Annotated in this window: 18 protein-coding genes; 6 read left to right on the plus strand and 12 right to left on the minus strand. The window is 33.6% G+C overall.

Features of this window, described 5'->3' with window-relative positions; all coding sequences use genetic code 11:
* The 5 genes from B0A64_RS16830 to B0A64_RS16855 form a co-directional block, all read right to left on the minus strand.
* A partial coding sequence (locus B0A64_RS16830; RefSeq protein WP_208863549.1) for a hypothetical protein occupies window positions 1-379 on the minus strand: 379 nt, incomplete at its 3' end.
* Between the two features lie 2 nt (window positions 380-381).
* Window positions 382-1,176 (minus strand): hypothetical protein, encoded by a 795-nt coding sequence (locus B0A64_RS16835; RefSeq protein WP_089480666.1) that lies wholly within the window; start codon window positions 1,174-1,176, stop codon window positions 382-384.
* A 292-nt stretch (window positions 1,177-1,468) separates the two neighbouring features.
* The gene (locus B0A64_RS16845) at window positions 1,469-1,789 is read right to left on the minus strand and encodes a hypothetical protein (protein WP_089480668.1); all 321 of its coding nucleotides are present in this window, start codon (window positions 1,787-1,789) and stop codon (window positions 1,469-1,471) included.
* 174 nt (window positions 1,790-1,963) lie between these two features.
* Window positions 1,964-3,775, minus strand: a complete 1,812-nt coding sequence (locus B0A64_RS16850; RefSeq protein WP_089480669.1) for a hypothetical protein — start codon at window positions 3,773-3,775, stop codon at window positions 1,964-1,966.
* 263 nt (window positions 3,776-4,038) lie between these two features.
* The gene (locus tag B0A64_RS16855; RefSeq protein ID WP_089480670.1) at window positions 4,039-4,305 is read right to left on the minus strand and encodes a hypothetical protein; all 267 of its coding nucleotides are present in this window, start codon (window positions 4,303-4,305) and stop codon (window positions 4,039-4,041) included.
* 516 nt (window positions 4,306-4,821) lie between these two features.
* On the opposite strand from B0A64_RS16855, the gene B0A64_RS16860 reads away from it, so the two are divergent.
* Genes B0A64_RS16860 through B0A64_RS16870 form a run of 3 tightly spaced genes read left to right on the plus strand, consistent with a single transcriptional unit; the run spans window position 4,822 to window position 11,922 of the window.
* Window positions 4,822-7,845 (plus strand): SusC/RagA family TonB-linked outer membrane protein, encoded by a 3,024-nt coding sequence (locus B0A64_RS16860; RefSeq protein WP_089480671.1) that lies wholly within the window; start codon window positions 4,822-4,824, stop codon window positions 7,843-7,845.
* Between the two features lie 16 nt (window positions 7,846-7,861).
* Window positions 7,862-9,292: a RagB/SusD family nutrient uptake outer membrane protein gene (locus B0A64_RS16865; RefSeq protein WP_244285438.1), complete on the plus strand. Its 1,431-nt coding sequence runs from the start codon at window positions 7,862-7,864 to the stop codon at window positions 9,290-9,292.
* Window positions 9,292-11,922, plus strand: a complete 2,631-nt coding sequence (locus B0A64_RS16870; protein WP_089480673.1) for an alpha/beta hydrolase family protein — start codon at window positions 9,292-9,294, stop codon at window positions 11,920-11,922. The genes B0A64_RS16865 and B0A64_RS16870 overlap by 1 nt, the downstream gene beginning before the upstream one ends.
* A gap of 92 nt (window positions 11,923-12,014) precedes the next feature.
* On the opposite strand, the gene B0A64_RS16875 is transcribed toward B0A64_RS16870, so the two are convergent.
* The 4 genes from B0A64_RS16875 to B0A64_RS16890 form a co-directional block, all read right to left on the minus strand.
* The gene (locus B0A64_RS16875) at window positions 12,015-12,293 is read right to left on the minus strand and encodes a DUF6520 family protein (RefSeq protein WP_089480674.1); all 279 of its coding nucleotides are present in this window, start codon (window positions 12,291-12,293) and stop codon (window positions 12,015-12,017) included.
* 98 nt (window positions 12,294-12,391) lie between these two features.
* Window positions 12,392-13,381, minus strand: a complete 990-nt coding sequence (locus tag B0A64_RS16880; RefSeq protein WP_123875929.1) for a hypothetical protein — start codon at window positions 13,379-13,381, stop codon at window positions 12,392-12,394.
* A gap of 82 nt (window positions 13,382-13,463) precedes the next feature.
* A complete protein-coding gene (locus B0A64_RS16885; protein WP_089480676.1) occupies window positions 13,464-13,922 on the minus strand; it encodes a MauE/DoxX family redox-associated membrane protein in 459 nt (152 codons plus the stop codon).
* 304 nt (window positions 13,923-14,226) lie between these two features.
* On the minus strand, window positions 14,227-14,517 hold the full coding sequence (locus B0A64_RS16890; RefSeq protein ID WP_317045007.1) for a hypothetical protein: 291 nt from the start codon (window positions 14,515-14,517) through the stop codon (window positions 14,227-14,229).
* A gap of 636 nt (window positions 14,518-15,153) precedes the next feature.
* Here B0A64_RS16890 and B0A64_RS16895 point away from each other — a divergent pair.
* Genes B0A64_RS16895 through mobC form a run of 3 tightly spaced genes read left to right on the plus strand, consistent with a single transcriptional unit; the run spans window position 15,154 to window position 18,834 of the window.
* The gene (locus B0A64_RS16895) at window positions 15,154-15,546 is read left to right on the plus strand and encodes a plasmid mobilization protein (protein ID WP_089480677.1); all 393 of its coding nucleotides are present in this window, start codon (window positions 15,154-15,156) and stop codon (window positions 15,544-15,546) included.
* Window positions 15,531-16,835, plus strand: a complete 1,305-nt coding sequence (locus tag B0A64_RS16900) for a relaxase/mobilization nuclease domain-containing protein (RefSeq protein ID WP_089480678.1) — start codon at window positions 15,531-15,533, stop codon at window positions 16,833-16,835. The genes B0A64_RS16895 and B0A64_RS16900 overlap by 16 nt, the downstream gene beginning before the upstream one ends.
* A gap of 16 nt (window positions 16,836-16,851) precedes the next feature.
* Window positions 16,852-18,834, plus strand: a complete 1,983-nt coding sequence (gene mobC / locus B0A64_RS16905) for a conjugal transfer protein MobC (RefSeq protein WP_317045009.1) — start codon at window positions 16,852-16,854, stop codon at window positions 18,832-18,834.
* 239 nt (window positions 18,835-19,073) lie between these two features.
* Here mobC and B0A64_RS16910 read toward each other — a convergent pair whose 3' ends face one another.
* Genes B0A64_RS16910 through B0A64_RS16920 form a run of 3 tightly spaced genes read right to left on the minus strand, consistent with a single transcriptional unit; the run spans window position 19,074 to window position 24,207 of the window.
* Entirely contained in the window at window positions 19,074-19,784 is a 711-nt protein-coding gene (locus B0A64_RS16910; protein ID WP_089480680.1) for a M48 family metallopeptidase, read from the minus strand.
* Window positions 19,784-23,008 carry a type I restriction endonuclease subunit R gene (locus B0A64_RS16915; protein ID WP_089480681.1) on the minus strand — a complete coding sequence of 1,075 codons (3,225 nt, stop codon included), beginning with the start codon at window positions 23,006-23,008 and terminating at the stop codon, window positions 19,784-19,786. Before B0A64_RS16915 ends, B0A64_RS16910 begins: the two co-directional genes overlap by 1 nt.
* Window positions 23,008-24,207 (minus strand): PDDEXK nuclease domain-containing protein, encoded by a 1,200-nt coding sequence (locus B0A64_RS16920; RefSeq protein WP_089480682.1) that lies wholly within the window; start codon window positions 24,205-24,207, stop codon window positions 23,008-23,010. Before B0A64_RS16920 ends, B0A64_RS16915 begins: the two co-directional genes overlap by 1 nt.
* Window positions 24,208-24,217: the final 10 nt, after the last annotated feature.

Below are 24,217 nucleotides of genomic sequence, written 5' to 3' on the forward strand. Positions count from 1 at the left end.
TAGAAATATAATAATTTTTCTCTCTAAAATTTTCTTGAAAAACTGAAAAAAATAGATTAAAAAAATGGTCATTTAAATTGTTTTCAGAATATTTTAGTTCAACTAATTTTGAAATAGGAATGTAACCTTTATTAATTGCAAAATCGTATAAAGGCTTATAATCATTATATCTATTTGAATATGTTACAATGATTTTATATCCGAGTTTTTGAATATTAGTATCTCCAAAATTTGTAAATATAATTGCGTTTTTTAATAAATGATGAATTTCAGTTTCATCAAGTTCTATATTAAGTTGAAGCTTTTTATATGAATTTGCAAAATAAGTTTGTGCAAAATATTTTCTATATTGTTTGAGTGTAATTTCTGTGATTTCCATAATTAATTAGTTAACATTTCATCACTTAAAAAATCTGCTACAGATTTATAAGTCTCTTTTTGAATTGATATTATAATAACCTCTTCAAAAATGTCTTCTATAACAGTATTGTCTAAAAAATTAGAAACACTAATTTCCTCAATTTCATCTGATAAATTATGATATAAAGATGAAATCAATATTACATTTTTTTTCTGATTACTATTTAAGTTTGGAGAGTCGTCTGAAAGTAATTGTTTTAAATTTAATCTTCCATCATTTTCATTAATTACAAGTGAAACATCAATTAAGGCACTTTCCCATAATGAGTTTCTCTTTTCTGTAATCATTGTGGAAATACCTGTTTTAGCTCTGTTTAGTAGAATATTATTATAAGCTGTTGAATTATGACTTCCTTTACCATTATTACCAGACTTTACTTCGGAATACCAAAGTTTATTGTTTACAATATCACAGTAAATGATGTCAAATCCTTTTTTAATACTCTTTTCTTCTTTGTTTTTTAAAATGGATAATGATGATAACCCGTTATCTTGATGATTCAAAATGAGATGAGCAATTAATTCCCCAATCATTCCTTTTTTAATATTTGATGATTTTGAATTATATCTATCAATAAATTCTGTAAGTGTGTTTTTGTATGAATAAAATCTAGGTAGGCTGTCAGCTTCTGCAAAACCATTCCAAATTCCTTTTAATTGAATTCTTATAATTTCTTTAAATTCATCAGAGAGGTGCTCAATATAAAAAATTGAATACTTTGGTTTTTCTATAATTTTTATTCCGTTTATTGCCATTTAAAAAAGGTTCATTTTTGCAATTTCGCGCATCATTTCTGCCAACGTTCTCTTGTAAAAAGTGTTGTAGGCAGTTTTTTTTACGAATCTAAATTTACGTTTAATTTTTTAGCCAACTTATGCACAAGAGTTCCAATATTATAATAATCTAAAACTCCAACTACAGTTTTACACCATTGGCATCTAACAAACATTAATTTAAAATTTGAATCTTTAGGTGCTTCTGTTGCAACTTCGAAACCGGTTTTTTGACAATGTGGACATTTTGAACTTGAATACATAATTATTTAAATTAAGAGTTAAAATCTATATTATTTCTTCTGCAATATTCTTCAATTGTAGAGTGGATTAAGTTACGAGTCTCGTTGGAAACCACCACATATATTCGGAGTTCAGTATTTAATGGTAATGTTAGAATAGCGTTTTTAATAGCATTTTTGTTCGAAAGTGCATGATGAATTAAGCGAGAAATTGCTATTGTCGGAGCGATCTTATTTACTACCTCCATAAAATTAGGCATTAAATTTGCGTCACTTGGACCAACAAAAGTATAATTATTTTTCAATAAAAAAGGCTGGAACTTTTCTTCCAATGCAAAAACATCTTCATTCATATTTGTTGATTTCTAAGCTGTTACATTAATTTTACCTACATCGTTTGTTAGCTTGGCGATGTAGCGGGTTAAGGAAGCCAAATCTTTGAATTAATGACTAATTTTCCAAGTACAAAACCATCTTTAAGTTAAGCAAAATCCCGCCATATGCCAAACGATGGTTAGGCGATGTAATTATGGTTTACAATGTATATAAACATCTTTATTTACTTCTTGACAACTTGATATTAAAGATGATATAAACCATAAAATTTGGATTGCTTCGCTTCGTCTTGCAAAAGGAACTCCATCTTTCAAATTATTTAGATTTTGTTCAAGTGTGCTTCGAGATATGAAATCGATTACTAAATGAACTTCCCCTTTAAAATGGGGATTATTAATTGATGCCTTGTATTGATTAATTGCATCATCAATATTATTTCCTTTTCGCAATCTATTTATGTTAGTATTTACACCATCATTATTGTAAGTTGAATTCCATAAGTCTCTTTTTTCTTGAAGCTGATATGATTGTGGACTTAAGTTTCCTAAATTTTTTTGCGCTTGTCCTACAATGTCCTGAAATGCTGAAGCTGAAAATTGAGTAGTATTATGTTTTGAGTGATAAAAGATAACTTTACTGTCATATATTGCAATATGGTCAGCCCATTCTTTTACTAAATCATCGCAGATGAAGTAATCCGCATCAGCCATAAAATTTTGTTCTACAAAGTCAAAGATAGATAAATCAGCAAATTCTGTTTGACCTGCCGTAAATAAACCTTTTTCGCTATCACAATTTTCTAATTCATTATGTGCTACAAAAATCTTCATAAAATGTTCAATGTTGCCTAAAAGCTTTGAGTCCTTAAATAATTTTCTATTTGAATAGACTAAGTCAATATTGTCAAAATTTATTATGAAACTGCTAGATTGGCTGATATAATCAATAATTGAAATTTCTGCACCATTTGATTTTTTAAGTATTACATTCTTTAGTTTTGGAGACTTTAGCGTAATTGATTTTTCATTGAATTTTAATTCAATATCGTTTATGGTTGGATTTTCAACTTTAAAGACATCGTAATAATCATCATAAGTGACTTTGGAAAGGCGTTCAAAATTTTTCAAGAATTTAATAATATCAAAACTCTTTTCTAATATTAAGTCTTCGTCAAAATACCTAATAACTGTATTTGAAATGGTTTCGTTATCAAAATCTGTATATAACCCGCTGAATGTAAATAAAATTGAGATTGGAATTAAAGTATCTCGCACACTTTCATAATCTTGTGGTTCTGCAAAAACAGACAAAAAAGTATCTTTATCTGTGTGAAGTTTAATTTGACGAATTAAAATTTCTGCCCATCTACAAAAATCTTCAATCGAATTTTTTTTACCAAATTTATTTATTCTAGAAGAGTTTAAAATTAAAGAAATTTTTTCATTAGCATTTTTTAACCTTAGTGAGCTGAGCATAAAATTGTTTGCCCCTAATCCTGAAAAATTTTCTTTTAAATCTATAGCTTCTAAACTTTTTTCTCTCAAAGCTTTATCGGAAACATTAAGATTTTTAAGATTAAATTTTTCAAACTGTGTTTCCTCATTTACGAAAAGTGTTGATAAAACTTTGTAATCAAGAGGATTAAATTGTTTTAAAAAATCTTGAATTTTAGACACATTTTTTCTACTGATTACGATGTAATCATCAATTTCAACAATTAGAAGATAAGCTAGTTTTGTCTCAATCCAATTTTCAACAGATTCTTCGATAAAAGTTGGCTTTGTATTATATTTAAAAATACAAATCGAATATTCAATTTCAATATTATTTATAGTCAAAGTTTTTTTTACCTCTTTTAGTAAAAAGTTACTCGACTTAATTACAGAAGCATCTCTAAAAAGCACATCAATTTTATGTTTTGAAATATTTATATTTTCTGTATTATGAAAAATATAGGCATTTTCATTAATAATGATGTTTTCAAGCTTTTCTTGTTCTGTCATAATCTGCGATTTTTTTGGTTTATATCGCCTAACTTATTTATATCTGCTATAAAATGACCTCTGTAAATCTAATTTTGTCTGGCTTGCCATTATACTTAACTTTATCAAACATACAAAACCGCTTTTGTATTATTTTACGGTTTTCCATAAACCTTATAATTTATATGTCGCAAAATAATTCTTTTATTAATTAAAAGGCTACCGTATAAATACCTGTTTTAAATTTTATTGAGCATAAAAAAAGATGCCTAAGCATCTCTTTATTATTTTGATTTTAAACTATTCTCTATTTCTTCTACTCTTTTCATAAAATCAGAAAGAGAAATTTCAAAGTATTCACATAACAATTGTAGTGTACTAATAGAAACATTATTCTTAGCAGTTTCAATTCTACCAATATGGAATGCTACTTTTTTGTTTTCTTTTATATCGTAATTAACTTCTAGTTGATTAACATTTTTAATTGCTCGATACTCTTTTGAGGCGAGTGAGATTGCTTTTAATAACCTATAGTTTTTATATTGTATCATATAAATCAAAGAGAACGAGAAAAAAAGCTTATAACAATGACAAGTATGTCATTATGTTTTATATCTTTATAGCCTAAATACTAGAAATAGTATTAATTTTGCGATTCTTCATATAAAAACATTTGAAGCATTCGCTTTGAATCTCGCGCCGTAAAACTGGTAATTTTAGCAACGAGATGATAAGTAAGATGCTCACGTCTTGTATAGGCGTGGGCTCACTTATTGTTGCTCGGTATACCAGTACCTTCGGCGCATTAAGCTGAGTTCCATGCCTTTTTTATGTCATAAACTTTTCTGGGATTCTTAGTGGTTTTACTTCTTTTTTATTTTAAAGTATCGCTCTTATTCAAAGTCGAACCCTTTAAATCATTAATGCCTGTGTAATAAAAACAAACATTCTTATGACAATTAAGCCGTCTACTTAATTCATAAAAAATGGTCCTCTACTACAGCGACCAAACTACTATAGAGGACCGTAGCTAATCAAAACTTCGTTTAACTAACCAATTCAATATTATGAATAATATTTCATATTACAAGGATGGGAAAGCTCTTTATTGCCTATTTTTCCTTGGGCTTTGCTTATCTTTTTCATCTCTTTATTCCAAAAACACAGTCCGGCACAGTACTATTTTTACTCAACAACATCAAATTCAAGGGACTATAACCGATGGTCTCAATCCACTGCCTGGTGTTACTATTGCTGTTAAAAGCAGACTTAATTCGTCTACTATTTCAGATTATAGTGGACAATACACTCTTTTTTCCGCTCCAAATGACACCTTAATTGTTTCTTTTATTGGTTTTAAAACTGTTCTTGTCCCAATTAATGGACGTAAAACTGTAGATGTTCAATTGATTTATGATACTACAACTTTGCAGGAAGTTCTTGTAAATGCAGGATATTATTCTGTAAAAGAAAGTGAACGTACAGGAAGTATTGCCAAAATAACATCCAAAGATATCGAGAACCAGCCCGTTAACAATGTTCTGGCGACCATGCAGGGACGCATGGCTGGAGTCAGTATTGTTCAGACTACGGGCGTTCCCGGAGGAGGCTTCGACATTCAGATCCGTGGACAAAACAGCCTGCGGACCAATGGAAACAATCCTCTTTATATTATTGATGGAGTTCCATATTCTTCAGACCCAATCGGCACAGGAATAAATTCAGCAGTACTTCCCACACAGCCAAGCCCTCTAAACAGTATTAACCCAGACCAGATTGAGAGCATAGAAGTACTCAAAGATGCAGATGCAACGACAATCTACGGATCTCGCGGAGCAAACGGTGTAGTGCTTGTTACCACAAAAAAAGGCAAATCAGGAAAAACCAGATTTGCTGCCCGGATTTCTTCAGGTGCAGGAACCGTAACACGCTTTATGGATCTTATGAATACACAAGAGTACCTCAATATGCGAAGAGAAGCATTTGCTAACGATGGAATTTCTCCTATCCCTGATTACGCTTACGATGTAAACGGCACATGGGATCAAAACAGAAATACAGACTGGCAGAAAGAACTCCTTGGCGGTACAGCTGTAATTACAGATATTCAAACATCACTTTCAGGAGGCTCTGAGCGGACTCAATTTTTATTGAGCGGAAATTTCAATAAACAGACAACTGTTTTTCCGGGCGACTTCAATTATAAAAAAGGGAATCTGCACCTGAACGTCAACCATGAATCTGAAGACAAAAAATTTAGAATCAACACCTCCGTTGGTTACACCATACAGAACAATAATCAGCCCAGACTGGATTTAATGCGGGAAGCTGTGAACATATCTCCTAACGCTCCGGCACTTTATAATACAGATGGCACCCTTAATTGGGAAAACAATACTTTTAACAATCCACTTAGAAATCTTGAAGGAAAATATGCCTCCAAAACAAATGATTTGATTGCCAATATAATGCTGTCTTACGACTTAACCGATAACCTGCAGCTGAAATCAAGTTTTGGATACACTACACTTAACAACACCGAAACCACCGCTAATCCTTCGACAAGATATAACCCCGCTTTTGGGTTAGGCCCTGAGTTTTCAACGCTGATTGCCAGTGGTGCAGATCGTAAATCATGGATTATTGAACCTCAGCTCAATTGGAATAAAACCATTAGACAAGGCAAACTCAATATACTCGTGGGAAGTACATTTCAATCACAGCAAAGTAATCAGCTGGTTCAGTATGCATCAGGATTTTCCAGCAACAGCCTTATTTATAACCTTGCCTCGGCATCTAATATTTTCACAATGGTAAGCGAGGAAACAGAGTATAAATATCAAGCTTTTTTTGCAAGGCTAAACTACAACTTGAAGGAGAAATACATCCTTAATCTTACCGGAAGAAGAGATGGATCAAGTCGTTTTGGCCCAGGAAACCAATTCGCTGCATTTGGAGCAGTAGGCGGCGCATGGTTATTTTCTAAAGAAAATGTATTTAAAAACAGTACACTTTTAAGCTTTGGAAAACTAAGGGCAAGTTACGGAATCACAGGTAATGATCAAATCGGAGATTATCAGTATCTTAATACCTATGCCTCTACAGGAATTAATTATGGAGGGACTGTGGGACTGCAGCCTGCAAGATTGTTCAATCCTAATTTTGGATGGGAGGCCAATAAGAAATTTGAAGTTGCACTCGAAACAGGGTTTTTAAATGACCGGCTGTTTCTGACTGCCGCTTGGTACAATAACCAATCTTCAAACCAATTGACCGGAATACCACTGCCTGGTACCACTGGTTTTCCTACTTTGCAAGCCAATCTTGATGCTACGGTACAGAATAGAGGAATCGAGCTGACACTGCGCACTGTAAACTTCCAAAAGAAAGATTTTAATTGGAGTACCAATATCAATCTTACCATAGCCCGAAATAAACTACTCCAATTTCCTGATCTTGAAAGTTCTACTTATGCAAACCAGTATGTAATTGGCCAGTCACTCAGTATTCAGAAAGTGTACCATTTTACAGGAGTTGATCCCCAAACAGGAATCAATACTTATGAAGATGTGAATGGTGATGGACAGCTGTCGGGTACTGAAGACAAAAAAACAATAAAGGATTTCAGCCCCCAATATTATGGCGGATTGCAAAATACGCTTAGATATAAAAACTGGCAGCTGGATTTTCTTTTTCAGTTCGTAAAACAAATCAATTATAATGAGTCTATTTATTTTGGAGCTCCGGGCTCTTCTGGAAATCAGCCTAAAGCAGTACTAAACCATTGGCAGCAATTGGGCGATACAGCTAAGTACCCAATATATACAGATGGAACAAACAGTACCGCCATAGATGCCTACTACAAGTATTTTGAAAGTGACGGTGTTATCAGCGATGCTTCTTATGTACGTCTGAAAAACATTTCACTTTCCTATGAAATACCACTAAAAGACGTGCAATGCAAGTTATTCTTTGAAGGACAGAATGTACTGACTTTCACAAAATATAAAGGAGCTGACCCAGAGTTCAAATCTTCTGGTTATTTACCACCGCTTCAAGTGCTTTCTGCCGGAGTTCAGTTTAGTTTTTAATTTAAAAATGAAAAAGATGAAAAATTTCAATATTAATAATTTACAATCAAGGGATTCCAATCCTGCTATTTGGAAGTCCCTACTTTCTCTGTCATGCCTTATCCTATTTACTATCGTAGTAAGTTCTTGTGATAATTTTGTAGAAGTCGATTTGCCCGGATCTCAGCTTACTGCTAATACAGTTTTTGAAGAAAAAGCGACTGCCAATGCTGCCATGACAGATATTTATTCCAAAATAAGGGATGCTGGTGTACTTACGGGTTCCGCTTCAGGGTTGTCCCATTTACTTGGAAACTATACCGATGAGCTCAAATTTTACGGAGATCCACAAAATAGTACCGTTGCCTTTTACAATAATTCCCTGATAGCCTCCAATACAGAAATAAAAGGATTATGGGATAGCAGCTACAATCAAATTTATGCCGCCAATGCTGTTATAGAAGGCATAGATAAATCGGTTCATTTACCCCAAGCCGATAAAAAACAACTAAAAGGCGAAGCCCTTTTTGTACGAGCGCTGCTTCATTTTTATCTTACCAATTTATTTGGCGATGTTCCTTATTTAACCTCTACTGACTATCAGCAAAATAGTACTGTAAAAAAGAGGTCTGTTACTATGGTCTACACCAGCGCCAAAGAAGATTTAGAGCTGGCGATACAGCTTTTACCTGAAAATTATGTTGGTGAAGATCGTGTTCGGCCCAATAAATATGCTGCCCATGCATTATTGGCCAGAATAGATTTATATGCCGGATTATGGGATGAAGCTTCTAACGAGGCATCTGCTGTATTGAACAATACCGGACTTTACACTAACCAAGTAGGTCTTGATGAAATTTTCCTCAAAGAAAGTACAACTACCATTTGGCAGTTAGCTCCCGGTTTTGCTAGAGGGAATACCTTGGAAAGCATTACGTTTAATTTTACCAGCGGACCACCGCCTCTGTCTGCCCTTAATGATAGTTTTATGTCAGCATTCAACAACAATGATCTTCGAAAAACACATTGGATAAAAGCAGTTACAGATGGTACAAAAACATGGTATCATCCTTTTAAATACAAATATTCCGATACTGAATCATCAAGAGAGTATTCCATCATCTTTCGTCTTGCAGAAATATACCTGATACGGGCAGAAGCCCGGGCACAGGCAGGCGAACTTATAGGTGCTAAAGAAGATTTGAACAAGATTAGAAATAAAGCAGGGCTCGGGGATACCCTTGCCGGTACACAAAGCGAAATCCTCGATGCAATATTGCACGAAAGACAGATGGAATTATTTACCGAATTCGGACACCGCTTTTTTGATTTAAAAAGAGTGGGTAAAATTCAGTCTGTTTTATCTATTGCAAAATCAGGTTGGGATACCCGAGATGTTTTGTTCCCAATTCCGGAAGTGGAACTTAATCTCAACCCCAATTTAAAACCTCAAAATTCGGGATACTGATGAATACGATTATGTCCAACTGCAAAATAATTGGAATTAGTATTATTTTGTTTTTGATAACCTGTCTGGTAAACGGACAGGTTAAAAAAACAAGGAAGCTGACTCCGACAGATTTTCATTTGTGGAGTACGCTCAAAGCAGAGGCTGTTTCAGATTACGGCAATTGGGTCAGCTATTCACTTACATACGAATCGGGACTAGATACCCTTTTTGTTAGAAATACCAACAATTTAGAAACCATTGCTTTTGCAAAAGGCTGCAATGGAAAATTTATAGAGGAAAATTGGTTTGCATGTATGACTTCTGATAACATATTCCAAATGGTTAATTTAAAAACAGGAAAAACTCAAAATATTGAGAATGTACGGGCATTTTCATTTTCAAATTACGGAAAGTACCTGATTCTATATAGCAAAGAAATTGAAGGCAAAATGAAGATTGAAATTAGAAATCTCGATGGAAATTTAATTGATAATATTCACAATGTCACTTCCTACAGTATGAATCCTGATAGCAGCATGCTTAGCTATTGTATTTTAGAATCAAATAAAAACACAGTTGGTCTGCTTAAATTTGGAAAACAAATTTCCAAAACTATAGTGATACAAAATACAGAGAGACAATTTGAAAATATAATCTGGCAAACAAAGGGAAAATCGATTGCCTTTGTGAGTCGTTTAACTTCTGGAAAACCTTTTACTGCCGATACGGTTTTGTTCTATAAAATTCAAGACAGTCAACTTTTTGAATATGACAATACTGTCGAAAAAACATGGCCAAAAGACCAGGTACTGGACGCTAATTACACTTCATCACTTGGGATTTCAGAGGATAGTAAACGTGTCTTTTTTAGGATCAGAAAAAAACCGGATGAAAATGTTGTTAAGAATGACTTGGATGTACAAATTTGGCATGCCGCGGACAAAGAGTTGTTTCCATTTCGATCCAGTTACGGCAATGTTCAGGATATTTCAAGACTAGTTTACTGGGAACCAGAAAACAACCATTTTTTGCAAATTGGCGATGATAAGCATCCCATAGCTTTATTGGGAGAAAACCAACAATTTGCGCTGATATATAATCCCGATACCAACAAACCTGCCTTTAAACAGGAAGCCGACAGAGACTATTATCTTTTAGATTTAAAAACCGGTACAAAGACAGAATTTTTAAAACAGCATTCTGGCACATTTGGCAAATTATATTTCTCCCCCTCAGGTAAATATATAGTTTATTTTAAAGAGCATAATTGGTGGATTTATGACTATGAAACTGGTATTCATAAAAATATAACATCAAACACAGCTGTTTCTTTTTATGACGATTCCGATGAAGAATCTGGAGAACCTGATCCTTATGGTTATGCGGGATTCGATGCAAATGATCAGTCCGTATTGCTCTATGATAAATTTGACATCTGGCAATTTAAGTCCAATGGAACACTGGCTAAAAAACTAACCTGCGGCAGGGAGAATCAGGAGGTTTTCAGACTGGCCGATATTGATAAAGAAAATGGAAATCAAATTGTATTGAAAGGAGAACTTTTAGATCTTACTTCTAATTTAATATTGAAAGCACAAGCAATTGATAATAGCAAATCTGGATATTTTTATTTGGATAAAAATCAGCAGTTACAGCCTATAGTATACCGGTCAAAATTAACCAGTTCAATTCATAAATCGAAAATATCAAATGCTTATGTGTATTTGCAGGAAGATTTTAATGAGCCTCCCTCATTAGTTATCAAAAAAGGGAATCATCCTTCAAAGTCTATTTTTAAAAGTAATCTGCAACATAAGTATTATGAGTGGGGTAAATCTGAACTTATAACTTATAAAAATTCCAAAGGAACGGCTATGAAAGGCGTCTTATTTTATCCTTTTGACTATGATTCCAAGAGACAGTATCCAATGATTGTAAATATATACCAAAAGCAGACAAAAGCACTTCATACCTATGTAAATCCAAGCTTACTTAATGGTTCTGCGTTTAATGTGACGTATTTTACCAGTTTAGGTTATTTTGTCTTATTACCGGACATCGTATATGAAATAGGAAATCCCGGATATTCTGCAGCAGATTCTGTAATAGCTGCTGTCAATAGCGCAATAGCAAAGGCCTCGGTTGATAAAGCCAGGGTCGGATTAATTGGGCATTCCTTCGGAGCTTATGAAGCTGATTTCATCATTACTCAAACGAATCTCTTTGCTGCTGCAGTTGCCGGTTCCGGTGTCTCGGACTTGACCAGTGGTTATTTATCAGTAAACCGGGCAAATAAAAACACAGATACCTGGCGTTATGAATATCAGCAGTTTCGAATGGGCAAAACACTTTTTGAAGATTATGCAGGCTATCAAAAAAATTCACCGATCCGTTTTGCATCAAATGTAAGCACCCCATTGTTGTCTTACACAGGAGCAGAGGATTCGCAGGTGAATCCATATCAGACAATGGAGTTCTATGCAGCCCTCAGACGGCTCAACAAAGAGCATATAATGCTGCTTTATCCTAAAGAAAACCATGTTATACAAGGACATGAAAATCAAATAGATCTAACATTCAAAATTTCTGAATGGTTTGGCTATTATTTGAAAGGCGATACAAAACCGAAATGGTTTGAGCCAAAATAAGAGAAACCACTAAAAGCCAATAAAAGAACAATGCAGTTCCTGTAATATACTGGAGCTGCATTGCTTTTAAAAATAATCCGAATAACTAATAACTAGTTTGGGATTTTGTACAAAGGCACATCACAAACATTGACATTTGGATTGGCTTTACCAAATAATTGGGCACCTCCAGAAGTACAAATGTTAGCATTAAAAGTATTACTACATTGCTGTTCGGCATGACACGGATCTGCTTGTGATACATATCTATAGCCCTGTACATTTGCAAGTGCTTTTGTACTGCTCATTGAGGTAGTTGCAAAAGCACCACCCACACCTAGAACCACAACCGCCGCCGGCATCATGATTCTTTTTAAAAAATTTCTTTTCATAATAAAAATATTTAATCATTATGACCTACTCTTTTTTACAGGTTTTCGATCTTACCCCTGACATCGCGCGATATATTTTAATCATTGCTGATCTTTTTTCATTTACTTACAGGACTGCTTTGTGTAAGGTGTCCCCTCAGTTTATAACATACTATTTTTTCGCCAATCAGTGCATACAGGAGACCATGCAGCACATACATACTTCTTAATTTTTTGTCTCCTATATTGTAAATTGGAAAACTTGATCGATATGTTTTATTTGTGAGGTCATATACATCTATAATACTCGCTGTCTTCCAAATGTCTTCTGACTCATACAACCCCGGCAAAGCGGAGTTGACATACAATAGATTCCCTTCCATAGTAATTAATTTATTAACTATTAGTGGCGGTTTAGAAAAGGTTTTCATGGTACTGTTTTTAAGCTTTACTAATTTAATTTGAGCGAGGCTTACTGTATCAATAGTATTTCCTCTGTAATCTAAAGTAAGATCCGGATTAAAAACCATGAACTGGTTCCGGTACAGGTACACATACACTATTTTATTAAGCTGCTTATTGAAATGAAAACTCCCATCTGTATCAAATATGCCATCAAACTGTTTTTGCAATAATAATGGCGCAAACTTTACCTTTGTGGTATCAGATAAATTTAAGGTCCCCATAAGGCTTTCTCCTTTTTTTGGTTTCATATATCGAATAGCCATGTTCACGGAATCCATCGGTTCTAAGTGCGAAAAGTAATAACCGCTGTTTATTCTTAAATAAGCTTTCCAATTAGCCGTATTCCCTTTAAATATATAAGGAACGATTCCCTCAAAAACATAAAAATTATGATCTTTTACTCTTATTTGAGGAGAACGAAAAGCGAGGTGTTGCTCCTTTAATTCTAGATGCTGAATTTTTCTAATTTTTAATGTGGAATCAAGCTCCATTATCTGCAATGGTGCAGTGTAATTACCAAGGTATATTTTACCGTTACCGCTTCCTGCAAAATAATAGGAATTATAAGTTAAATCTGCCTGATGTATCTCCTGGGCAACATGCTGTGGAAATCGTCGAATAAATTTATTTTCATAATGAATCATATGCTCTGACAGATTAAAAAATAGAATCACAACACCAGCGCTAAAAACAGTGCAGACAAATAATATGATAATCTTTAATTTGTTATTCATGATTTCCAGATTTGTTGGTTATTGATATCTTATGTTTCGGTGCCAGTATGATACCTATTATGGCTAATAGGACAAAGCAGATATTGAAAATCAGATGTTCTCTCCAAGTCATTTTTTCCAATATCCCACCACAGGAACACGGCACAAAAGCACTAAAATTCAAAATAATATAGATGTAAACTGTAAACATTATCATAAGCATGTAAGCAGCACAAAGTCCTATAAGTCTATAATTTCTAATAAATAATACGACCGCTATAATAAGTTCTAAAACAGGCACAGTGATAGAAATCCAGTTTGCAAAAGCGCTCAATAATGGAGACTGTCCTAATTGTATTTTAAAATTTTCAAAATCGAATAGTTTACTGGCAGCAGCATACATAAAAAGGAGTGCAAATACTAAACAAATTATGTCCAGTATGAGCGTCTTGAGGTTTATATTTGATTTCATTCGAATTAGAAATTAATTTAAAGAAGTAATTCTTTATGAGGTTTATTTAAAAATCTACATCTGTCATAGAATAAATAAATTTCAACACATAAACTAACGACTTGAAATAAATACTTAATTTACAATGACATAGACAAAATTAAATCACTTGCTGCTATAAACTATTATCAAAAACCTGCCAAGATTTTTCAATAACATTCAATCGTAGTTAAAAAATGCAATAGGGTTCCCTTTACAATAAAAAAGATGCCATCAGAAATTATTTTTCTAATGGCATCAGGTAATTTGTTGATTTTAATTGCTGCTACTTTATGGCATCACCAAGTACACTTAGTTTTTCACTCAGTTCAATCAGTCCTGCTTTTTGTAAACATTCCTCTCCAAAGAGTTTTAATTCCTGAAAGTTTTCTTCTGCAATGCTAGTCAGAAGAATTGATGGTTTATCATTATCCTTAACAGATAATCCACGTTCAATAACATGGTTTAATAACAATACATTTTTTCGTGAAATTTTAAAATCAATCTTCACTACATCATTCATACCAGGGATACTAAGCACAGTATCAAAAACCTTGGCCACATCATTTGTTGTCATAATCTTCACGTTTTTAATTAATAATTTATTGATACAAAGGTATGGATGGAGTTCTAAAGTGTCATGGACATAATATGTCCATCATAGGCAAAATCCATTTCGCTTGCCTAATTTTGTATCTGAAATAAAAATAAAGTTAAAAATGACCAGCCAAAAACCTTCCTTGAAACAGTCAGGATTTTGCTATTTTAAAATTGGTTTACTGCTTTGAAAGAGCACATTTTTCAATCTAAAATACAGAGCATAAATTGGCATTACAATTACCCAGGTTACAGTAGTTCCTAATTATATGCAGTGTGCACTTTCCTTGAGTTCTAAAAATAAAAGAGAATTAGATTTTATAAAAAATACTGAAATGTTAATGCCTTTATAAATAGTGTATTCACTTCCGTAATAATACAGTTAATACATCTCGTAATGTAAAAAAGGTAATAAATGGTAAAACGGAGTTGGAAACATTTTAGAAATACTGCAATGTCTAAGAAACATTTGAAGTATCAGGGGAATTGCAACGTTCCTGCAATCGGCAAGATGTCCTGTTGTTAAACAACAGTTTCTTGCTGCCTACACTCGGGACTCGTTAGCAGTTATACGGGAAGGATAATAAGAGTTTGATAATAATAAAAATGAAAGAGGATGAAAAGAGAAAATTCAAACAGAACACGCATTGTCGGGTTACGGTTTACACCCGAAGAGTATGCGAAAATTGAAAAAAAATGGAAAGCCAGTACCTGCCGCAAGCTGAGTGATTATATTCGCAGACATCTATTTGAGAAACCTATAAACACCACTTTTAGGAATCAGTCTTTAGATGATATGATCCATGAAATGATGCCGTTATTGAGGCAATTAAATGGCATTGGAAACAACTTCAATCAGGCAGTAAAAAAACTGCATACACTAAATCAAATTCCGGAATTTAAAGTATGGATTATTAGCGCCGAACTGGATAAAAAAACCCTATTCGAAAAGATTGATGAAATCAAAAATTACATCCAGAAAATCTCGGAAAGATGGTTGCGATCATAAAGACCGGACATTCCCTTCACAAGGTTTTTTATTACAATGAAAACAAAGTAAAAGAGCATGTGGCAGAATGTATAGGAGCCGGAAATTATCCTATTGATGTTGATAAAATGGGACCTACTGTAAAACTGAACCGATTTTTAAAACAGCTGGAACTAAATGAAAATGTAAAACGAAACAGTGTACATATCTCAATTAACTTTGATCCATCAGAAAATTATTCCAAGGAAAAATTAATGGCTATTGCTGATTTGTATATGGAAAAAATCGGATTTGGAGAGCAACCTTATCTGGTATACCAGCATTATGATTCCGGGCATCCGCACATCCATATTGTCTCCATAAATGTTGAGAGGGATGGTACACGAATTGACATGCAGAATATTGGTAAAAACAGATCTGAACCCGCAAGAAAAGAAATCGAAGAACGTTTTGGACTCGTGAAAGCACAAGGAAACAAAATTAGTCCGGATTTTAAGCTCAAGCCAATCCTCTCAGGAAAGATTCAATATGGGAGAAACGAGTCCAAAAAAGCGATTACCAATGTATTGAATGAGGTTCTTTCTTCTTATAAATATGCCAGTCTTCCAGAACTCAATGCAGTACTCAAACAATACAATGTTTTAGCCGACCGCGGAAATGAAGACTCCAGAATGTTTAAGGCAAAAGGATTAATGTACCGGATACTCGATGAAAATGAAAAACCGATTGGAGTTCCTATAAAAGCCAGTCTATTTTACAACAAACCAACACTCAAATTTTTAGAGGAAAAATTTACATCCAACACTGCTGGGGGAATATCAGATATAAGAAGGGTAAAAAACGCAATTGACATGGCGTTTTTAAGAACAGAAATATCCCTTACAGAATTGGTTAAACTACTGGAAAAAGAGGGAATCAATACCGTTTTTAGAAAAAATTCAGAAGGATTACTTTATGGCATTACATACGTTGACCATAGTACGAAATGTGTTTTTAATGGCAGTAGATTGGGTAAACAATATAGTGCAAAAGCAATTCAGAAACGATGTGCATCCATAAAGGAGGTAGAGCAAAATAAAGTAAGTTTTTCGAGTGAAAAATCAAAGGCAATCACATTTGAAACACCAAAAACGGAAATAATTGCAACGCTGTTTGGAGATGATTTTAGGTATAACAAATACACAGGATCCAGCACAATAATGGGGCAGTTAGCAGAGATGCTCACGCAATCCGAACAGACGGCTGATTACCTTCCCTACGAGCTTAGAAACAAAAAGAAAAAAAGAAAAGGACAATCCAATAATCGATAAAATTGAAATTATGGCTATACAGACCGGAGAAAACGAACAGGCACTGAGAAAGATCTTGGATATGACAAGACTTATCAGCATCATTATTTTAACTATACATTTTTATTACTACTGCTATACAGCCTTTCGGGAGTGGCATCTGGTTAGCGGATTCAGTGATAAAATTATGTGCAATATTTACCATACGGGACTATTCAGTAATTTTCATAAGTCCAAACTCTTTGCTTTGGGATTTTTAATAATCTCCTTAATTGGGGCTAAAGGACGAAAAGATGAAAAACTGAATTACAAAACAGCTTTCGCTTATATAATTACAGGGGTTCTGATTTACTTTATCAGTTATCTTTCACTATACCTGAAAATTGAACTGATGCTGGCTGCAATTGCCTACATGACCATGACTTCTGGCGGCTTTCTGTTGATGCTTTCCGGTGGTACATTATTATCCAGAATTATAAAAAACAGGCTCAACAGCAAAGATATTTTTAATAGAGAAAATGAAACCTTTCCACAGGAAGAAAGACTTTTGGAGAATGAATATTCCATCAACCTTCCCGCCCGTTATCATTTAAAAGATAAGATAAGGGTCAGTTGGATAAACATCATAAATCCTTTTCGCGGTTTACTGGTTTCTGGTACTCCCGGATCAGGAAAATCTTATTTTGTTATACGTCATGTTATTACCCAGCACATTCGCAAAAGATTTACCATGTTTGTCTACGATTTCAAGTTTGATGATCTTTCCAGAATAGCCTATAATACCTGGATTAAACACAAACACCTCTATCCAAAATTACCTCAGTTTTATGTGATTAATTTTGACGACCTGACCCGGACCAACAGGTGCAATCCGTTGGAACCTTCAGCCATGAGTGACATAACGGATGCTTCCGAATCAGCACGTACTATTCTGCTCGGACTCAATAGGGAATGGATCAAAAGACAGGGCGATTTTTTTGTAGAGTCACCGATTAATTTTCTTTCCGCCATAATATGGTATTTACGAAAATACAAAGACGGAGAGTTCTGCACACTTCCCCATGTAATTGAACTCATGCAGGAAGATTACGATAGTCTCTTTACGCTGCTTAGAACCGAAAAAGAAATCGAAGTACTTATTAATCCCTTTGTGAATGCCTACCTAAATAATGTTATGGACCAATTAGAGGGGCAAATTGCTTCTGCAAAAATTGCCATGGCACGGCTTTCCTCTCCACAATTGTATTATGTTTTATCGGGTAATGACTTTACATTGGACATTAATAATCCAGACGATCCTAAGATCCTATGTATGGGCAATAATCCGCAGAAAATCCAAATATATGGAGCTGTATTGTCACTTTACGTAAACCGATTGGTAAAGCAGGTGAACCAAAAAAACAAACATAAAAGCAGTCTGATATTCGATGAATTTCCAACTATTTACCTCAACAATATGGACAGCTTAATTGCTACAGCCCGGAGCAATAAAGTAGCAACTTGCTTGGGTATTCAGGATTTTAGCCAACTGCGTAAAGATTATGGACGAGAACAGGCGGATGTGATTATGAATATTGTTGGAAACATAGTAAGCGGACAAGTTACAGGTGATACTGCCAAGCAATTGTCAGAGCGTTTTGGAAAAATTATGCAGGACAGGGAAAGCCTTTCCATTAATAGCGGAGATACCTCTATAAGTCGGTCCAAACAATTAGAATCGGCAGTGCCTCCATCCAAAATTTCCGGACTTAGTTCCGGTGAATTCGTGGGTATGGTAGCGGATGATCCTGATTGTAAAATTGAACTTAAGACATTTCATTCAGAAATAGTAAATGACCATGAAGCATTGAAAAAAGAAGAGGATAACTATGTCGATATTCCTGTCATTCGCAAAGTCGATAATACAATGGTACAACGGAATTATCTTCAAATAAAAAAAGACATCAAGGATATCATTTATGCTGAAAAAGAACGACTATTAAATGATCCTGAATTGATGAATTTAGTAATTAAGAAGTGATAAAAATTAAACTTATATATAATGACACAGAAACAATTTACCGATATTATTCAATTAATAAAGCAATCCAAATCAAATGCTATTACAGCAGTTAATACTGAAATGATTAATCTTTACTGAAATATTGGACAGTATAATCACAATCGTATCTAAACAGAACGGTAGGGGAAATCAGTGGTAAAAGAACTTAATGATTTTTTTTAATTGACATTCTTGCAAATTTGAAAAAAAACAATCATTTATGATAATGTAAATTCCAATTTTTCTTTCCATTTTTCCCAATCGGGAGATAGTATGTTTTGCAAATCATAGAATTCCTTGTTATGATTGTAATGTACTAAATGACAAAGTTCGTGAATTACTACATATTCGATACTCCCTTTTGGGGCTTTTATTAACTCTGTATTTAGAATTATTTTGCCAGATTTAGTACAACTGCCCCAACGTTTTTGCATCAATCTTATATCTAAAGCCGGTCTTTCAATTTTATACTTATTGAATTTTTCTATAGAACTATCCAACACTTCTTCGAAGTGAAAGATTGCTTTTTCCTTGTACCATTCGTTTAGTTTTTTTTCTAAATATTCTGGATTTGATTTTTTAGTTTTCATAATCATTGCACCTCTATAAAGTTTAATTTCATTTATAGTGTCTTCAATGATTTGCAACTTATATTGTCTTCCTAAATACAAATGTGTTTCTCCATTAACGTATTTACGCTCTGGCGTATGTGGTTTATAACTACAAAAAAAGGCTTGTTGTTTTAATATCCAATTGGCTTTTAATTTTACCTTTTTATTGATGTCTATTAAATTCGTATCATTTGGAGCAATAACCGATACCGATCCGTCAGGTAATACTTTTATGCCTAATGACTTTCTTTCGGCAAAAGACAATTTATATTCAATACTTTTGCTGCCATACTTTACTTGTTGGATTGATTGTAGCATTAAACGTATTTTAGTTTAGCAATTTTAATTACTTCGTCTATCAATTCATCTATTTTGTCAAATGAGAATTGCGTATCGTATTGTTGCTGTTTTTCGAAAAGTAAATCATCGAGGTTGTTTTTCAATTCTTTCTCAATTTCCGTATTGGTTTGCCAATCAATAATAAGTGTATTGTTTTCAAACACTATATTATTAATACAATCTTCTATCTCTAATCCTGTACTGGCTTGTACTTCTTTTGGCTCTGGTGCATTACTAAAACTATTCTCTAAAACTGCATTTATCAGATTATAAAAAGCAATTGCATTAGGTTTGTCCTGGATAGCATGCGGAACATTATTTTGCTTTCCAGTCAGGAATTGATTTTCGTATTCTTTAGCTTTTTGTAAATATAGTGCTTCATCAATTCGATGTTGATGATAATCGTTTATGGCTTCTCTAATTAATGCCGATAAACTTTTGTAGAAGATTGGATCTTCATTCATTTTAACATTAATTGCCTTAACCGTACGAGTTGCAATATGGTCGGCTTTTGCTGCTTTGCCTATTATTTTTTCTACTTCAGCTTCTCTTTTTTCTCTATCAAAAATATTTACTAGTTCCGTTATTTTTAATACTTCGCCTTCCGTAGTAATATGTTTATCTATTAATTTTTGAACTTGAGGTTCATAAGCTGCATAATCTAAATCGTCAAAATACCTTCTCTTAACATCTACTCTTAATTGCAAGAAAAACTTACTGTCCTTTTTGTATTTATCAATGACTTTCTCGTTTTTAATATCATTAAACTCTATTGATGCCATTGCTAATTTGAACAAACGGACAAAAGCAGAAAGTTTTTCATAAAAAGGATGTCTTATACTTTCATCATTTAATAATTCGGAATATGCTTCTGCATCGTATTTGTTTTTTATCGTTTTGAAAATGTCCCATAACTCGCTGTGTGCTTGTGGTAATTTTTCTATTTCCTTGTTGATGTTTATTATTGTTCCTGATAGTTCTTCTAACTCAAAATCATTTAAACCGCTGTATGTATTTAGAGCATTGTCCAGATTTTCTAAATTACCGAAATAATCGATTATAAAACCATATTCTTTTCCTGGAGCTACTCTGTTTACCCTTGCTATAGCTTGAAGTAAAGTATGCTCTTTCAATGATCTGGTAATGTATAATACTTGATTGTTTGGCGCATCAAAACCAGTTAATAATTTATCTACTACGATAATTATTTCAGGTTGTTCTTGCTTTTTGAAAGAACTGATTACTGATTTTTCGTAATCTAATTGTTTTCCATATTTACTCATCATTGCTTTGTAAAACTTCAAGACTACATCTTCGTTTTCCTCAAAAGCATCTTCGTAATTTTCTCTTGTATCAGGTGCAGAAATTAACACCTCACAACTTACTTTTCCAATTTCTTTTAAGTATTCTCGATATTTTATGGCTGTGGTTTTGTTGGGCGCTACTAATTGTCCTTTGAAACCAGTACCTTGAATATTATCCTCGAAATGTTCACTAATATCCCATGATCTTGCATAAATGACCTGATCGGCTTTGTTTAGTTGATTTGCTGTACTGTATTTCCTTTTTAGTGCTGTTTTACCATAAGGCGTAAGTGGTTCGGAAACTTTATCAAAAAAGGTGTCTAATGGTTTTTCATTTACTTCAATTAAATTATGCCTTCCTTCATAAAGTAAAGGTACTACTGCCTTATCTTCAACAGCATCTGTAATAGAATACACATCTATTAAACCTCCAAATTTATTGGCAGTACTTTTTTCTTTTTTCATTAAAGGTGTCCCTGTAAATGCGACAAAACAAGCATTCGGGAAAACCTTTTGCATTTTTACATTAAACGTACCGTATTGGCTTCGGTGTCCTTCATCAATTAATACAAAAATATTAGGTGAAGTAAATCCTTCTTTTGATTGGTTTATAGCCGCTTCAAATTTGTGTATCAATGTGGTGATTACTGCGTCCGTTGGGCTATTGATTAGTTCTACTAAATGTTTTCCGGTTTGTGCTTCTTCTACATCAACGTGACATTTTTGAAATGTTTCTGTAATTTGGGTATTTAAATCTATTCTATCAGTAACAAGAATTATTTTTGGATTTTTTATTTCTTTTTGAGTTGCAATTAATTGCGCCAACATTACCATAGTCAATGATTTTCCGCTTCCTTGTGTGTGCCAAATTACACCACCAGTTCGCTTGCCATTTGCATCCGCAATACTAATTTTTTTAAGTGTTTCTTTGATTGCAAAATATTGTTGGTATCGGGTTATCTTTTTAACACCATCATCATAAATTATGTAATTAAAAATCAAATCTATAATTCTTGATTTCTGACATAAACTGAATACTAATTTATCTTGTTCGGTTACGATTACTTCTTCTTTTTCCAGTTGATTAAAATAATGTAATACACTGCTAAATCGTTGTTTGAAAATAGCTGTTCGCTCTGTATTAGGTAATTCGCTGTTTTTTAGTTGTCTAATTGCATCGCCATATTGTATTCCTTCTTCCTTGGTACGGAATACTTCTTTCCATACACTCCAAAACTCTTTTTGTGTGGCTGTCGTGGCATATCTTGCCTCGTTTACCGCTAATGATAACACCATATTAGAATATTGGTATAATCCTCTTATTCCGTCCTCTGATTGGTTTCTTAAATGTTGCGATATTCCTTGTGTTACAGGGTCTTTTATCACATTGCTTTTGCATTCAATTACTACCATTGGAATTCCATTGATGAATAAAACAATATCTGGGCGATAGGTGTCGTTTCTTTCGCTACGTAATACGGCATATTCTTCGGTAACGTGGAATGTATTGTTCTCTATATTTTTCCAATCGATATATTGAAAAGAGAAACTTTTTTTATCGTTTAGAATGGTTTGTTCTAAACTTTTACCCAAAGTTATTAAGTCATAAAATGCTTGATTTGCCTTTATAAAACCATCCTGTATTGGTAATTCCCGCAAAGCGATAATTGCTGCATTGATATTGCTCTCTGAAAAAGAAAACTCTTTGTCTTTGTATTGAATACTATTTATTTTTTCGAGTTGTTTTTTCAAAATTGGTTCCAGCAATACATTACTGGTTCTACCGCCACGTAATTCCATTGCTTCATCTGGCGATACATATTGATATCCCATTTTTATGAGTAACTGCAATGCTGGAATTTGACTGATGTGGTCTTCAATATAGGATGGAATACTCATTATGACTCTATGTTTTTTGATTGATTATACAATTCTCCCAATTCGTGTAATTTGGCTTGGAGTAGTTTTTTATCAATTAATTTAGTGGTATACTCTGCAACTTTTGTCGGAGATAGTGAACGGCTCATTGCAATTTCTACAATCTCATCGTCTTTACTTTTACAAAGGATTATTCCGATGCTTGGGTTTTCGTGTGGCAGTTTGTGATCCCTGTCAAGTGCTTCTAAATAGAAGTTCATTTTACCTAAATACTCGGGTTTGAAATCGGTAATTTTTAATTCAAATGCAACCAAACATTGCAATACTCTGTGATAAAACAATAAATCTACTTCATAGTCTCTATTAGCTACTTGTACTCTGTATTCTTCGCCAACAAAAGAAAAATTATTTCCAATTTCTAAAATGAATTTCTTTAGGTTTTTCACTATTGATTTTTGTAAATCGCTTTCACTAAAATTATCACCTAATTCTAAAAACTCTAATGAATAAATGTCTTTTAAGTGCTCGTTTATCTTGGCCGGTAATTGTGTCGGCAGTGCCGACACTTTTGTATTGCTTAAAGCATAGCGTTCAAATAGGCCACTTTCAATTTGTCTTCTTATTTCCCGTTGGCTCCATTTCTCTTTTGAAGCCATAATCAAATAGAATAATTTTTCTTCCGGCAGCTTACACGCTGATAAAATCTCTAAATGAACTGACCAACTCAATTGTGTCTGCAGTAGGGATACAATTGTTTTTTCACTATTATCATCATCTAATTGTGTCGCCATTGGTGACGCTTTTACATTTTGTGGTTTTTGAATTTGTGCCAAGGCAGTTGACACAAACTCAAAACTTAAATGTGTCGGCGGTGCTGACACATTTTTATTTTTTTGGTTTTCAGTATTTAGAGAGATGATATTTTCAAACATGATATCAAATTCCGATCCCGGACAATAGGTTTCGTAAAACTGTTTCATTCGGTATAACCCCCTACGATTAAAGGATTTTAATGCAGGCATTTCAGTTTGGATATAATCTGCCAATTGTTGTACTGTGCCTTGTCCCCAAGTGCCTTGCGCTACTTTTTGGCTTACTGTTTTACCAATATCAAAGTATAATGTTACCAAAGCGATATTGGTATATTGCCTTACTCTACCTTGTGCTTCTTGTATTAGTTTTACAATATCGCCAAATTCAGGATTTTGAATGTTGCTCATAAATTAACTT

It is taken from the genome of Flavobacterium araucananum, assembly GCF_002222055.1.
GTDB classification, from domain to species: Bacteria; Bacteroidota; Bacteroidia; order Flavobacteriales; family Flavobacteriaceae; genus Flavobacterium; species Flavobacterium araucananum.

Bases quoted from the DNA above. Each gene is read 5' to 3' on its own strand.
- B0A64_RS16880 (WP_123875929.1), bottom strand. From the start codon at position 13,381: ATGATTCATTATGAAAATAAATTTATTCGACGATTTCCACAGCATGTT.
- B0A64_RS16915 (WP_089480681.1), bottom strand. From the start codon at position 23,008: ATGAGTATTCCATCCTATATTGAAGACCACATCAGTCAAATTCCAGCA.
- B0A64_RS16875 (WP_089480674.1), bottom strand. From the start codon at position 12,293: ATGAAAAGAAATTTTTTAAAAAGAATCATGATGCCGGCGGCGGTTGTG.
- B0A64_RS16900 (WP_089480678.1), top strand. From the start codon at position 15,531: ATGGTTGCGATCATAAAGACCGGACATTCCCTTCACAAGGTTTTTTAT.
- B0A64_RS16860 (WP_089480671.1), top strand. From the start codon at position 4,822: ATGAATAATATTTCATATTACAAGGATGGGAAAGCTCTTTATTGCCTA.
- B0A64_RS16850 (WP_089480669.1), bottom strand. From the start codon at position 3,775: ATGACAGAACAAGAAAAGCTTGAAAACATCATTATTAATGAAAATGCC.
- B0A64_RS16895 (WP_089480677.1), top strand. From the start codon at position 15,154: ATGAAAAGAGAAAATTCAAACAGAACACGCATTGTCGGGTTACGGTTT.
- B0A64_RS16865 (WP_244285438.1), top strand. From the start codon at position 7,862: ATGAAAAATTTCAATATTAATAATTTACAATCAAGGGATTCCAATCCT.
- B0A64_RS16845 (WP_089480668.1), bottom strand. From the start codon at position 1,789: ATGAATGAAGATGTTTTTGCATTGGAAGAAAAGTTCCAGCCTTTTTTA.
- B0A64_RS16835 (WP_089480666.1), bottom strand. From the start codon at position 1,176: ATGGCAATAAACGGAATAAAAATTATAGAAAAACCAAAGTATTCAATT.
- B0A64_RS16855 (WP_089480670.1), bottom strand. From the start codon at position 4,305: ATGATACAATATAAAAACTATAGGTTATTAAAAGCAATCTCACTCGCC.
- B0A64_RS16920 (WP_089480682.1), bottom strand. From the start codon at position 24,207: ATGAGCAACATTCAAAATCCTGAATTTGGCGATATTGTAAAACTAATA.
- B0A64_RS16890 (WP_317045007.1), bottom strand. From the start codon at position 14,517: ATGACAACAAATGATGTGGCCAAGGTTTTTGATACTGTGCTTAGTATC.
- B0A64_RS16870 (WP_089480673.1), top strand. From the start codon at position 9,292: ATGAATACGATTATGTCCAACTGCAAAATAATTGGAATTAGTATTATT.
- B0A64_RS16885 (WP_089480676.1), bottom strand. From the start codon at position 13,922: ATGAAATCAAATATAAACCTCAAGACGCTCATACTGGACATAATTTGT.
- B0A64_RS16910 (WP_089480680.1), bottom strand. From the start codon at position 19,784: ATGCTACAATCAATCCAACAAGTAAAGTATGGCAGCAAAAGTATTGAA.